This is a genomic window from Amycolatopsis keratiniphila (genome assembly GCF_000400635.2).
GTDB classification, from domain to species: domain Bacteria; phylum Actinomycetota; class Actinomycetes; order Mycobacteriales; family Pseudonocardiaceae; genus Amycolatopsis; species Amycolatopsis keratiniphila.
Genome location: NC_021252.1, coordinates 5,190,079 through 5,202,502 on the forward strand (window position 1 = coordinate 5,190,079; position 12,424 = coordinate 5,202,502).

At 70.3% G+C, this 12,424-nt stretch carries 13 protein-coding genes; 11 read left to right on the plus strand and 2 right to left on the minus strand.

The window, feature by feature from the left end; translation table 11 throughout:
• Window positions 1-78 precede the first annotated feature (78 nt).
• The 4 genes from AORI_RS64385 to AORI_RS64400 all read left to right on the plus strand — a co-directional run bounded on the left by AORI_RS64385 (window position 79) and on the right by AORI_RS64400 (window position 4,889).
• The gene (locus AORI_RS64385; RefSeq protein WP_016335013.1) at window positions 79-624 is read left to right on the plus strand and encodes a YciI family protein; all 546 of its coding nucleotides are present in this window, start codon (window positions 79-81) and stop codon (window positions 622-624) included.
• Between the two features lie 646 nt (window positions 625-1,270).
• Window positions 1,271-2,086: a metallophosphoesterase gene (locus AORI_RS64390; RefSeq protein WP_016335014.1), complete on the plus strand. Its 816-nt coding sequence runs from the start codon at window positions 1,271-1,273 to the stop codon at window positions 2,084-2,086.
• 203 nt (window positions 2,087-2,289) lie between these two features.
• A complete protein-coding gene (locus AORI_RS64395) occupies window positions 2,290-3,861 on the plus strand; it encodes a PP2C family protein-serine/threonine phosphatase (protein ID WP_016335015.1) in 1,572 nt (523 codons plus the stop codon).
• Window positions 3,858-4,889: a cobalamin B12-binding domain-containing protein gene (locus AORI_RS64400; RefSeq protein WP_016335016.1), complete on the plus strand. Its 1,032-nt coding sequence runs from the start codon at window positions 3,858-3,860 to the stop codon at window positions 4,887-4,889. Before AORI_RS64395 ends, AORI_RS64400 begins: the two co-directional genes overlap by 4 nt.
• A gap of 11 nt (window positions 4,890-4,900) precedes the next feature.
• On the opposite strand, the gene AORI_RS64405 is transcribed toward AORI_RS64400, so the two are convergent.
• Window positions 4,901-6,115, minus strand: a complete 1,215-nt coding sequence (locus tag AORI_RS64405; protein ID WP_043848934.1) for a PP2C family protein-serine/threonine phosphatase — start codon at window positions 6,113-6,115, stop codon at window positions 4,901-4,903.
• Between the two features lie 141 nt (window positions 6,116-6,256).
• Here AORI_RS64405 and AORI_RS64410 point away from each other — a divergent pair, with 141 nt between their 5' ends.
• The 6 genes from AORI_RS64410 (at window position 6,257) to AORI_RS64435 (ending at window position 10,665) form a co-directional block, all read left to right on the plus strand.
• Window positions 6,257-6,706 (plus strand): MarR family winged helix-turn-helix transcriptional regulator, encoded by a 450-nt coding sequence (locus AORI_RS64410; RefSeq protein ID WP_016335018.1) that lies wholly within the window; start codon window positions 6,257-6,259, stop codon window positions 6,704-6,706.
• 106 nt (window positions 6,707-6,812) lie between these two features.
• Window positions 6,813-7,676 carry an STAS domain-containing protein gene (locus AORI_RS64415; protein ID WP_016335019.1) on the plus strand — a complete coding sequence of 288 codons (864 nt, stop codon included), beginning with the start codon at window positions 6,813-6,815 and terminating at the stop codon, window positions 7,674-7,676.
• Window positions 7,673-8,071: an STAS domain-containing protein gene (locus AORI_RS64420; protein WP_016335020.1), complete on the plus strand. Its 399-nt coding sequence runs from the start codon at window positions 7,673-7,675 to the stop codon at window positions 8,069-8,071. Before AORI_RS64415 ends, AORI_RS64420 begins: the two co-directional genes overlap by 4 nt.
• Window positions 8,061-8,492, plus strand: a complete 432-nt coding sequence (locus tag AORI_RS64425) for an anti-sigma regulatory factor (protein ID WP_016335021.1) — start codon at window positions 8,061-8,063, stop codon at window positions 8,490-8,492. Before AORI_RS64420 ends, AORI_RS64425 begins: the two co-directional genes overlap by 11 nt.
• Window positions 8,489-9,487, plus strand: a complete 999-nt coding sequence (locus AORI_RS64430) for an ATP-binding protein (protein WP_016335022.1) — start codon at window positions 8,489-8,491, stop codon at window positions 9,485-9,487. The genes AORI_RS64425 and AORI_RS64430 overlap by 4 nt, the downstream gene beginning before the upstream one ends.
• Complete coding sequence (locus tag AORI_RS64435; RefSeq protein ID WP_016335023.1) at window positions 9,484-10,665, plus strand: PP2C family protein-serine/threonine phosphatase; 1,182 nt, start codon at window positions 9,484-9,486, stop codon at window positions 10,663-10,665. Before AORI_RS64430 ends, AORI_RS64435 begins: the two co-directional genes overlap by 4 nt.
• Before the next feature lie 29 nt (window positions 10,666-10,694).
• Here AORI_RS64435 and AORI_RS64440 read toward each other — a convergent pair whose 3' ends face one another.
• Window positions 10,695-11,282: a TetR/AcrR family transcriptional regulator gene (locus tag AORI_RS64440; RefSeq protein WP_016335024.1), complete on the minus strand. Its 588-nt coding sequence runs from the start codon at window positions 11,280-11,282 to the stop codon at window positions 10,695-10,697.
• 83 nt (window positions 11,283-11,365) lie between these two features.
• Between AORI_RS64440 and AORI_RS64445 the strand changes: the two genes are divergently transcribed.
• On the plus strand, window positions 11,366-12,367 hold the full coding sequence (locus tag AORI_RS64445) for a saccharopine dehydrogenase family protein (protein ID WP_016335025.1): 1,002 nt from the start codon (window positions 11,366-11,368) through the stop codon (window positions 12,365-12,367).
• Window positions 12,368-12,424: the final 57 nt, after the last annotated feature.

Genomic DNA, 12,424 nt, shown 5'->3' on the forward strand with positions numbered 1-12,424 from the left:
TCGTGTTCCCCAAGAGTCTTCAGCGAGTACCGGCACACTACCGGGCCAGGCGGTGCAGGGTGGGTGGAAACTGTGGGCATGGAGTTCTTCTGCTACCACCGCGATCGGCCCGGCTCCATGGCGCTGCGCGAAGAGCTGTTGGAAGAGCACTGGTCCTACATGGATCGGTACGCGACGGAGATGATCGCCCGCGGGCCCACCCTCGCCGGTGACGCTCCCACCGGCAGCGTGCACATCCTCGACCTGCCGGATCCCGGCGCAGCCCGCGCGTTCGCCTTCGACGAGCCCAACTACCAGGCCGGCGTCTACCGAGACGTGCTGCTGCGCCGGTGGCGCAACACGCTGGGGCGCACCATGTGGGATTTCCCCGGCGGCCGCACCGGTGGCGACCGGTACCTGGTGCTGGGCCTCGGCGCGGGACAGGCGGCCGACCTCGCCATGCCGCCCGATCGGGACGACCTGATCGCGTATGGGCCGCTGATCTCCGACGACGACACAAGATGGTTGGGCACGGCCGCGTTGGTCCGGGCACCGGACCCGGACACGGCACGCGCCGTCCTGACCCCGCACCGGTACGCCGACATCGAGGTCCACGACTGGCAGTTCGGGGGACGACCGTCATGAACCGAGGTCGCCGCGTGCCGCCCACCACATCGAGGAGAGAACGACAGGTATGCCTCGGGGTCCGCTTCTCAGCTCCAGGCGAACAGGTCCTGTTCGAGGTTCATCGCCGCGAAGAGGTGATCGCGGGCGGATACGCGTATACGAGCTCAGCCGGCTGGCCGCCGGGGAGAAGAACCGCATGCACCACCAGCTCACCCGGATCGGCAAGTGAGGCCTGATCACACGGGAACGATGCGGTTCACGTGGCATGGAGGCGGTGATCACTACGAAAGGCCTCACCGCGCTGGAGCAAGCCGACTGACGGAGGCTCCTTGCATCGGCCTGTCATCTTCCCGAGTGTCCACAAGAGACGCTTTCGGGTCGTGAGTGGCAATGAGCGTTAGAACCCGCATTACCACTCACGACCATGACTGAAAACCGTGCATATGTGCATCAAACGGACATCCAGCTGGCAACTGGTGTCCTTTGTGGACAAAGTTCGCTCAAGCCCTCTGGCGGCAACCCTCGCCCGGGGGCACAATCCGAATCATCAAGAGTGGCACCGACCAGCGCTTATGCGACCTTGCCGGGCCCCTGCCCGACGAGCGTCACAGCTCGCCCCGAAGTTCCGTAGCCTGGATCCTGACGGACGGCCTGGGGAGCGCACATGGGAAGAGTCGCCATCATCGGCGATGTCGGCGGGCATCCGGATCAGCTCCGCCGAGCTCTGGCCTGGCTCGGCGCCACCGGAGAACGGCTTCCGCCGGATCTGACCGTGATCCAGGTCGGAGATCTGGTCGACCGCGGCCCGGACAGCACGGGAGTGCTCGACATCGTGGCGAACCTGCTGGACGACGGGCGATGGATCCAGCTCGCCGGGAACCACGAGGCGCAGTACCTGCCCGGCGGTGACGTCTTCTGGCGCGAGCCCCTCGCGGCCGACGGCGTGGCCCGGCTGCGGCAGTGGTGGGCCGAAGGGCGGTTGCGGGTGGCCGAAGCGGTGCGCACCGCCGAGGGCGAGGAACTCCTGGTCACGCACGCGGGTTTGACTCTCGCCTCCTGGCAACGGCTGAACGAGCCGATGTCGGCGACCGAAGCCGCGGAGATTCTCGAGGGCCGCCCGGACTTGATCTGGGAGAAGGGCGCACACGGCCGCGACGGCACGGCGGGACCTTTGTGGGCCGAATCCGGCGCGGCGCTGCACGAACCCTGGATGGGGTACCGCGGCGTCGTACCGTTCGGCCAGATCCACGGGCACTCCACGGTCGTCCGGTTCGCCGAGCGAACCTGGCGGTGCACGGGGCGCGTCCGGCACCGCGCGACGGTCGCCTGGCACGACCGCCACGTTCACGTACGGGTCGGAGGGCGGGTGTTCACCGGCGTCGACCCTGGGCACGGCCGCGGTGGCGCCGCCGAGTGGCGGCCGCTCATCCTCGACGACGCCCGCGTCACGGCACCAGCCGACGCTCCGGGTCCGACGTGAAAGTGTCCACATAGGACACCCTCGTCCACGTATCGGCACCGTCACGTCCCACTGATCGGCCCGTTCCCTGAAGCACTGGTAGGTTCGGGTCAGGGGTTGAGGCGCCAGCCCTTCTGGCACCACCCCTGAGCAGGAGTAACGATGACGATTGACGTCGCGCGGACCCACCCCCGTCCGGCGAAGCCGGGCCTCCGGGCCTGCCGATGACCGAACCGGTGATCGCCGCCCCCGCCGGACGGAGCTGGGACACCGCTCCTTCCCCAGCCCTCGTCGTCGACGGCGACGGGAACGTCCGTGACCTCAACGACGCCGCCCGCGCGCTGTTTCCCGAGGCGAGGCAAGGGCTCCCTTTCCGGCACGGTGTGCCGTCCTGGCTTTCGGACGCCGACGGGCTCGTTCGAGGTGAGACTGGAGGCCGTAGCTGGACCGCGTCGCGGGTACCGCACGACGGTGTCGTCACCTGGTGGCTCACCGACGAGACCGAGGCCGAAGCCGCTCGTGACCTGCTGCGACAGGAACGGCAGCGCGTCGCGTTCCTCACCGACGCCTCGGCGGCGTTGCTGAGCTCGCTCAACGTCGAACGCTGCATCGAGGTGGCCGCGCGGCTGGCCGCCGAACACCTCGCCGGGGCCGCGGTGGTGCTGGCCCCGCCGGTCCAGGGTGCTCATCCGGCGGCGGCGTGCGTCCGCGGTCAGGCGGTGTCGCTGAGCAGGCTGACCATCGAACCCGCGGAACTGCCGGGTCTGGACGAGGCACTGCGCGGCTTCCCGCCGGTGCCTTCGCGCTGGCTCGACCCCGGCGCCGCGCCGTCGTGGGTGCTGCCGGCCGGCTTCGGCCCGGCCACGTCGATCGTCGTCACACCCTTGCCGGGACACGGTGTGCCCGCCGGGGCCCTGATCCTGCTGCGCACCGGTGACCAGGCGGCGTTCACCGAGCAGGAAGAGGTCTTCGCCCGGCTGTTCGCGGCCCGCGCGGGGGCCGCGATCTCGGCGGCCCGGATGTTCGCCCACCAGGCGTCGACGACCGAAACGCTCATGCGCGAACTGCTTCCGCCGCGGCTGGAGCAGCTCGGCGGCGTCGAATTCGCCGGGCGCTACCGGCCGGCCCAGGACGAGGATCGCATCGGTGGCGACTTCTACGACGTTCATTCCGCTGTCGACACCGGCGGCAGGGAGTCGCTGGCCGTCCTCGGCGACGTCTGCGGCAAGGGCCTCGACGCGGCCGTCCTGACCGGGAAGATCCGGACGACCCTGCGCGCGTTGCTCCCGATCGCCGAAGACCACCATCGGCTGCTGAGCCTGCTGAACGCCTCACTGCTGAGCCAGGACGGCAGCCGGTTCGCCACGCTCGCTCTTGCCTCCTCCCGACGGGAGGGCGACGGGGTGTCGGTGCGTCTCACCTGCGCGGGACACCCGCCGCCACTGGTCGTCCGCTCGGACGGTGCCGTCGAAGAGGTGGACACCGGCGGCAGCCTGATCGGCGTGCTTCCCTCGATCCGGACGAGGTCCGCGGAGATCCTGCTCGCACCCGGCGAAAGCTGCCTGCTCTACACGGACGGCATCGTGGAGGCCCGGGGTGGCCCGCTGGGCGACGAGATGTTCGGTGAGGACCGGCTGATCGCGGCCTTGGCCGAATGCGCGGGGGTGACGGCGGAAGCGGTCGCCGAACGTGTGCACATGCTGGCCGCGCAGTGGATCGGCCGCCGGTCGCACGACGACATGGCGGTGCTGGTGATCACCGCGCCGCCTGCCCCGCTGAGGCCCGCGACCCCGTGACGGCCGAGTACTTCGAACGACTGTGGCAGGCGGTGACCGCCGGCGACGAGTACGCGGCAGGGGAGGCCGTGGTCCAGGCGCTCGGCGCGGGGCTCGACGCGGAGACCGTGCTGCTGGACATGGTCGGCGCGGTCCAACGCAAGGTCGGCCACGAATGGGCGGCGAACCGGCTCACCGTGGCGCAGGAACACGCCGCGACCGCGATCAACGACCGGGTGCTCGCAGGCATCGGCTCCGTGCTCCCCAAGCCGCGGGAGCACCGGGGCCGCATCGCGGTGGCGTGCGTCGACGGCGAATGGCACGCCATGCCCGCACGTCTGCTGGCCGAAGTGCTGAAGGTCCGCGGCTTCCGGGTCGACTATCTCGGCGCCCAGGTGCCCGCGCCGCGTCTGGTCGCGCATCTGCACCGCACCGGGCCGGACGCGGTGGCACTGTCGGCTTCGCTGGCCACTCGCCTGCCCGCCGCGCACGCGACGATCACCGCCTGCCGGGCGGCCGCGACCCCGGTCATCGTGGGCGGGGCGGCCTTCGGGCCGGACGGCCGGTACGCGCGCCTGCTCGGAGCGGACGCCTGGGCGCCGGAAGCGCGGGCGGCGGCCGATTTGCTGGCCTCCCCGCTGCCCCGCCCCCGTGCCGGGCATCAGCCGCTCGACGACCTGCCGCATCTGGCCGATCAGGAGTACACCCTCGTTTCCAGCACTTCGAGCGCGCTGGTGAGGGCGGTTCTGGCCGGGCTCGAAGACCGTGTCCCGGCGATACGCGAGTACACGAGCCGCCAGCGGCAGCACACCGCGGAAGACCTCGCTCACATCGTCGAATACCTGGCGGTCTCGCTCTACGTGGGTGACGGAGAACTGTTCACCGAGTTCCTCGCCTGGACCGCGGAAATCCTGTCGGCCCGCCGGGTCCCGGCCGGTTCCCTGCTGCCCGCGCTGGACCTTCTGCGCGCCGAACTGCACGACTTCCCGCGTTCACAGGCGATGATCGACGCCGCGCGCGTCCGGGTGAGCAACGTCCTCTCCTCGTGATTCGCCGCCTTTCAGATCTTCGTGTCGTCGGTGAGCGCGGAGGCGATGTCGGATTCCCGGTCGGCGCTGGGGTTCGAGCCGAACCAGTCGAGGCAGACGACCATGGCGTCGTCGGCGGCCAGCCCTCCGTCGCGACGGTCGTGCAGTTCGGTCAAGACGGCGCTCGGAACGTGGGCCGCGGGAAGGTCCGTGGTCGCGAGGATGGCCTGGGTCAGTTCGCGGTCGCCGTAAAGTTCCCCGTGCGGCCCGGCCGCGTTGTACACGCCGTCGCTGACGAAGACGAACCGGTCGCCTGGCAGTGCCTGCAGGGTTTCGGCGGTGTAGGAAGTGTCTTCGAAGGTGCCGAGGGGAAGCTGTTCGTCGAAGTGGACTCGCTCGGCCTTGCCGTCACGGAGCCGCCAGAGGCGAGGCGAGCCCGCGTCGACCGCGGTGATCCCACCGGTCGCGAGGTCGAATTCCAGCAGGAGCGTGGCCACATGTTCCTGACCGCGGTGCTGCGCGTAGATGGCTTGGTCGGCGAGTTCCGCCTGCGCGTCGAGGGGAATCCCGGCGCGGCGGGCGTTGCGCAGCGCGTTGACGGCGAGATTGGTCAGCAAGGCGGCGCTGCTGCCTTCGCCCATGCCGTTGACCAGTGTGACCGCCAAGGTGCGGGCGGAGGCCGACCAGTCGAAGCAGTCGCCGTAGATGGCGTAGGCGGGTTCCAGCTGGCCACCCAGCGCGAATTCGGGCCGGCTGCACGCGCGGCCGGGGAGCAGTTGCCACTGCATCTCCGCGGCGAGCGTCAGCCGTGACGAGCGGCGGGCCTGCACGTACAGATCGGTGTCCCGGTCGGCGACGAAGACCTCGTGCCCGAGTGCCTCGGCGAACCTGCCGAGTTCGGCCCACACCGGCGGTTCCGGCTCTTCGGGCAGCGTGACGACCAGGACGCCGAGCCGGTCGCCGCGCACGGTGACCGGGAGGTTGGCGCGGATACCGTCTCCGTCGGGTTCGAACGTCGCCGACTGGCTGGTGAAGGCCTCACCCGCCGCGGTGTCGGCCACCGGCATCGGCTCGGTCGTGTACGGCAGGACGGTCACTCGCCGCAGCTCCGTGAGGCTGTAGTCGGCCATCAGCAGTTCGACGGTGCCGGCACCGAAGTGTTCGCTCAACGCCGCGCGCAGCCCGTCGAGCAGCGCGTGAGGCTGGACACCGCGCAGGACACGCTCGACTGCCAAGGATCTGTCCACCGGGTTGCCTTCCACTCGCCAGAACCCGGTCCTCGGATCGAGTACGCGGGGGTGCGTCCGCACCGCTCCGTCGGACCGGTCGCAGGACGTGCCGCGGTGAGCTGAGCTGACAGTTCAGCATAAGGATGCGAGAGTGGGGCTGTGAATCGGTCCTCCGAGCCGCCTGGCACCGAGACGGTGGCGGCGGCCGTGACCGAGACGGCCGAGCTGCTCGAGATCATGTTCGAGCGGGCTCGCGAGGCGTCACCGCGTCCGCTGTCGACGTCCCAGGTACGCGCCGTCGTGGCACTCGATCACCACGACGGCCTGAACCTGCGCGCGCTCGCCGACGTCCTCGGCTCCACTCCGCCGCTGGTGAGCCGCCTGTGCGACCGGCTGGAGGCGGTCGGGTTCCTCGAGCGGCTGCCCAGCTCGGCCAGCCGCCGCGAAATCACGCTGCGGCTCAGCGACCGTGGCCGCGCGTATCTGCGGGATCTACGGGCTCGGCGGCGGGAAAGCCTGCAGGCCGTGCTGGCGAAGCTCACCCCCGAAACGAGGGCGGCGCTCGCCGCAGGTCTCCGAGAGTTCCGTGAGGCCGCGGCAGGTGACTAGATCCGGGGATGGCGCATCCGCTTCTCTCCAGTAGGCTAACTATTGTCATATGACAACAGTCGTTGCCGGATACCGGACAGCGGCCTGAAGCTCCTGGGAGGCCTCAGTGCTGAGGACGGACGACTCCGCCGTCCGGGACCTGCTATCGCGGATCTTCGATGAAGACCACGACGAGCTGGTCGACGAGTGGGTCCGATGGCAGCTGGCCGACTCGTCGGCCCGGCTCGACGAGACCGCGCTGCGGCGCGAGGCGACCGAGTTGCTCGGCGCGCTCCGTGACGCGCTCGCCATCGGGATGCCGCTGAGCCAGATCATCGAGCGGGACCAGGCGGTCCGCTCCGCCCTGCGCGGGCTTTCCGAACGGCGCGCTCGCGCGGGTACCGCACCGGCTCTCACGGCCACGGCGATCCTCGCACTGAAAAACACGACCATGGCCGCGGTCGAACGCCGGAGCGAGGACGCGGCGCTGCGCTATCAGACGTCGCTGCTGGTCAACCAGCTCTTGGACGCCGCCGGCCTGCTCACCTTCTCGGTGTACGTCGAAGGGCGCGAGGAGATCATCCGCCGCCAGCACCAGCAGATGCTGGAGCTGTCCACCCCGGTGGTGCGACTGTGGCGGCAGGTACTGGCCGTCCCCCTGATCGGCACGCTCGACAGCGCCCGCACGCAGGTCGTGATGAGCAGCCTGCTGGAGGCGATCCAGACCCACGAAGCCCGCGTGGCGATCATCGACATCACCGGCGTGTCCACAGTGGACACCGCGGTGGCGCAGCATCTGCTGCAAACGGTCAGCGCGGTGCGGCTCATGGGCGCCGAATGCCTGATCAGCGGGGTCCGCCCATCGATCGCGCAGACCGTCACACAGCTCGGTATCGATCTCTCCCACATCGTGACGCGTGGCTCGCTGGCCGACGCGCTCGCCGCCGCGCTGGAACTGCTCGGTGACCGCACCGGTGCGGTGACGGGGTGACCGCCGAGGCGGGCCTGCCGATCCTGCGGCTCGGCGACATCCTGATCAGCGGGCTGCTGGCCGATCTGGACGACACCACCGCGTTGCGGTTCACCGACGAACTCACCACCCGCATCTCCGATGAGGGGATCCGCGGGGTCATCCTCGACATCTCCCGGCTGGAGATCATCGATTCCTTCGTCGCCCGGGTGCTGATGCAACTGGCCGCCACCGGACGTCTGCTCGGGGCGCGGATGATCGTCGCCGGGATGCGCCCGGCTGTCGCGATCACCCTGTCAGAGCTCGGCCTGCGGCTCACCGGCGTCCAGACCGCACTCAACGCGGAACAGGCGATGGAACTGCTGGGGTGGCGCCGCCCCGCCGAGGCCGCCGAAGAGGCGCCTCATGCTTCCTGACGAACTCACCGGTTCCGGGCGCGACATCCCAGCGCGCGAACACGCGGTCCGCGCCGAGGAAGACCTCCTCACCGCCCGCCACGCCGTGCGGGCCTGCGCGGTCGCGGTGGGCTTCTCCATCGTCGATCAGACGAAAATCGTCACGGCGGCCAGTGAACTGGTCCGCAACGCCTACATCCACGGCGGCGGGGGCTCGATGACGATCACCGTCGTACGAGAGGGCCGGGTGGGCCTGAAGCTGACCGTACGCGACGAAGGCCCCGGAATCGCCGACGTCGAGCAGGCCATGGCCGACGGGTTCAGCACCGGCGCCGGCCTCGGGCACGGCCTCGGCGGCACCCGGCGCCTCGTCGACGAGTTCACCATCGACACCGCTCCCGGCCGTGGCACCACGGTCACGATCGTGCGCTGGAAACCATGACCTTCACCATCGCGGACCTCACCCGCCAGATCCGCATCGACCACATCAGCGCGGTGTACACGGCGGCGCGCGTCGCCCGGGAAGTCGCCGCGGAAGCAGGCCTGCCGGAGGTATTGGCCGAGCGCGCGGCCGTCATCGCCTCCGAACTGGCAGGCAACATCGACAAACACGCCACCGACGGCACGGTCTTCATCCACCGTTCCCTCGCCGGGGACGGTGTGGACGTCTACGCCGCGGACTCCGGGCCGGGCATGACCGATCTGGACTATTGGCGCATCGACGGCCACAGCACGACCGCGACGCTCGGCACCGGCCTCGGCGCCGTCGGCAGACTGGCCACGGAGTTCCGGATCCGGTCGGCGGCAGGCTCGGGCACCACCGCGGCGGCACGAACACTGATCACCGGCACCAGCACCGCGGCCGTCGCTCACGTCCGCTTGGCGCGCGAAGGTGAGGACCAGTGCGGTGACGGCCTGGCGCTCGCCGACCTGCCCGGTGCCCGGACCATCGCCGTCGTGGACGGCCTCGGCCACGGCCCCGGAGCCGCCGAGGCGGCGGAGACCGCGATCGACCTCTTCCGCCGCAACCCAGGCCGGCCGATCCGCGACCACCTCACCGCCATGCACCGGTCGCTGCGGCGGACCCGCGGCGCCGCGGTCGCACTGGCCAGGATCTCCGGTGGCCTGCTCGAATTCTGCGGTGTCGGGAACATCGGCGGCCTGGTGCTGACGCCTGGACAGAGCCGGCCACTGCTCGGCATGCCCGGCATCGTCGGCTTCACCCTGCCGGATCCCCACGTCCGGACCGTGGAACTGCCCGAACACCACCTCGTCGTCCTGCACACCGACGGAATCGGCAACGGCTGGCGCGGCGCCGCGCCCCTCGGCCCGCTCCCGGTGCCGGCGCTCCTCGCCGCCGACCTCGCCCACCGGTACCGCGACCCCCACGACGACGCCACCCTGATCGCGGTCGGATCCGGAACAGGCACACCATGACGCACTCCCCCACCGACCGATTACGCCGACGTCTTCGCGAAGCCTGCGCCGCCGCGGGGGTCACCGTCGACGACCGCGCCAAACTGGTCCTCGCGGTGACCCTGCTCGCCGAGCACGCTGAGCGGCCACCCGAGCTGTCGACCCATGCGGGCAACGGCAGGCTGGCCGTCACCCTCCGGTTGCCCGGCCCGGTCGGGCAAGACCACCGCAATACCCTGCCCCTGCTGCCTGACCCCGGCGACAGCGCGATCTTGACCTGGCACCTCCCCGCCGTCCACGACGCGGCGACGGTTCCCGTCGAAGAGGAACTGGCCACCCGCGAGGAAATGCTCGCCTTGATCGCCCGCGCCGACACCGTCACCCAGGAGCAGCGCGAGCTCAAACACGAACTCGCCGAAACCAACAGCGGTGTGCTCGCCATGTACGTCGAACTCGAGGAGCGGGACGAACAACTCCGGCAAGCCCACGCGGTGATCTTCCGCGAACTCGAAGACGCGCTGCGCCCGCCACCACCACACGTGGACGCTTTCGACCTGGCCGTGCACTACGCGCCCAGCGAACCGGACTCCCCGACCGGCGGCGACCTCTACGACTGGTTCGTGCTGCCCGACGGGAACCTGCACATCACCCTCGTCGACGCCGTCGGCCACGGCGTCACCTCGACCCGGCACGCGCTGACCGTCACCCACGCCATCCGCACCCTCGCGTTGGAAGGCCATCCCCTCCACGACCTGATCTCCCGCGCCGCCCGCACTTTGGCGACCATCGAGCCCGGCTTGATGGCGACCGTGCTGCTCGCCCGGCTCGACCCGGTGACCGGCGACATCACGATCGCCAACGGCAGCCATCCCCGTCCGGTCCTCGTCACCGCTGACGGCGACACCGAACTCCTGCTGCCTCCCATCGTCGGGAGAGGGATCGGATTTCCCGATCCCGGCAACGGCAGCCTGGTCAGCCGAACCCTCGCCGCGGGCGACCTGATCCTGCTCTACACCGACGGCTTGACCGAGAGCCGCAAGAACCACCAGGAAGGCGAGACCCGGCTACTGGCCATCGCGCCACGACACGCCGGAGAACCCACGGCGGCGATCCCCCGTGCTCTCGCCACCGAAATGCACGACATCATCCTGCACGCCGACGACACCGTCGTCATGGCGATCAGACGCAGACCGCTGTAGTTCCGTCTGAGTAGCCGAGCCTGCGACGGCTATCCGGTGGTCCGCTCGATGCGGCCGAGAATGACGCCGGTCAATGCCGTGATGGCGTCGGCAGAGGTCGTGGTGCCGCGGTTCAGTTGGGCGGCGATCGCCTCGGCGGCGCCGAGGGCGCCCGCGCAGTGCAGTCGCAGCGCCGCCCGGTCCAGCCCGGAGTACGGCGTCAGCGCGTCGGCCATCAGCTCGGTGTAGCCGTCGTGCATCTCGTGCTGGATCGTCTCCATTTCCGGAGTGCCCTTCAACGCCGAGGAAACGGCGTGGAACTCGGGAATGTCGGCGGCGCAGGCGAAGTACGCGACACTGATGGCTTCCGCGACGTCCGCCGCAGCCGGTGGAGCCTGTTCCAGCGCCCGCGCGATGGCGGCCCGGTGCCGTTCGTCGAGTCGCCGGTACAGCGCGAGCAGCAGCGCCGGGCGAGAAGCGAAGTGGTCGTACACGACGGGCCTGCTCACCCCGGCCGCCTCGGCGAGGGTGGGCAGCGTCAACCCGTCGGCACCGTTCGCACGCACGATCGCCAGTGCCACGTCGAGCAACTGCTCGCGCCTGGCCTGCTTGGACAGGCGGGTCGGTACGGCGGTCATCGCCCTCCTCTCGCGGTCCACACCATCCTAGCTACATCGTGTAGGTTACAAAATGTAGGTTACTGGGAATCGAGGAGGAACACATGGACCAGCGTGGATCGGTTCTGCTGTTGGGCGGATCGGGACAGGCGGGCTCGGATACCGCCGCTCTTCTCCGGCGGCGGTATCCGGAGTTGCCGCTGACCATCGCGGGCCGCAACCCGGCCCGCGCGCAACGGGTGGCCGACGAACTGGGCGGCGCCACCGCGGCGACCGTCGATCTCGCCCGCGGTGATCTCGGGCTGCCCGACGGCGAGCAGTACGCGGCGGTGGTCGCGACGCTGTGGGACAGCAGGCTGAACGGGCTGCGGTTCGCCCAGGACCGCGGTGTGCCCTACGTCAGCCTGTCCAGCGGCATGATCGACATCGCGCCGGAGGTCACCGCCGCCGCGCAGCGCCCGGCGGCCGCTCCCGTACTGATGGCCAGCCACTGGGCCGCAGGCGTCATCACCCTCACCGCTCTGGCGTGGGCCGAAGAGTTCCGCCGGGTCGACACGATCCGGGTCGGCGCGATCCTCGACAAGGACGACGCCGGCGGGCCCGCGGGACTCGCGGACCTGGCGCGCTGGGCGGAGGTCACCTCGGCCGGGTACGCGCGGCGCGACGGCGTTTTCGCCTGGTCAGGCGCGGCCGACGCCCGGGTGGAGTTGCGCAGCCTCGACGGCACCACGGTCACCGGCCAGACCATCCCGATCCTCGACGTGACCAGCCTGGCGCTCGCGACGGGCGCACCGGACGTCGAATTCGCTTTCGCGGTCGGTGAATCCGCGGGGTCGCGACGGGGCGACGGTCCGTCCGTCGAGGTCCGGGTCGAACTCGAAGGGGCAGGCCCGGCGGATACCCCACTGAGCGTCAGCCGGTACCTGGTCCACCCGCACGGCCAGCGTCCGCTGACCTCGCTCGGCCTCGCCATGGGGATCGAACGGTTGCTCGGCCTGCGCGGTGAAGCGGTGGCGCCGGGCTTCTACACGCCGGAGACCTTGCTCGAACCGGTCCACGTGGTCGAACAACTCGCCGACGCGGGCACCATCTTCGTCGACGCATGAGATCTGCCCTGGAGACCCCGCCAGGCCGGGCTTCACTCGTCGCCTAGAGTCCTCGAG

What these genes read in the sequence shown, in the direction of transcription:
- AORI_RS64390 (WP_016335014.1), top strand. Translation starts at nt 1,271, where the DNA reads ATGGGAAGAGTCGCCATCATCGGCGATGTCGGCGGGCATCCGGATCAG.
- AORI_RS64385 (WP_016335013.1), top strand. Translation starts at nt 79, where the DNA reads ATGGAGTTCTTCTGCTACCACCGCGATCGGCCCGGCTCCATGGCGCTG.
- AORI_RS64435 (WP_016335023.1), top strand. Translation starts at nt 9,484, where the DNA reads ATGACGCACTCCCCCACCGACCGATTACGCCGACGTCTTCGCGAAGCC.
- AORI_RS64440 (WP_016335024.1), bottom strand. Translation starts at nt 11,282, where the DNA reads ATGACCGCCGTACCGACCCGCCTGTCCAAGCAGGCCAGGCGCGAGCAG.
- AORI_RS64445 (WP_016335025.1), top strand. Translation starts at nt 11,366, where the DNA reads ATGGACCAGCGTGGATCGGTTCTGCTGTTGGGCGGATCGGGACAGGCG.
- AORI_RS64430 (WP_016335022.1), top strand. Translation starts at nt 8,489, where the DNA reads ATGACCTTCACCATCGCGGACCTCACCCGCCAGATCCGCATCGACCAC.
- AORI_RS64395 (WP_016335015.1), top strand. Translation starts at nt 2,290, where the DNA reads ATGACCGAACCGGTGATCGCCGCCCCCGCCGGACGGAGCTGGGACACC.
- AORI_RS64425 (WP_016335021.1), top strand. Translation starts at nt 8,061, where the DNA reads ATGCTTCCTGACGAACTCACCGGTTCCGGGCGCGACATCCCAGCGCGC.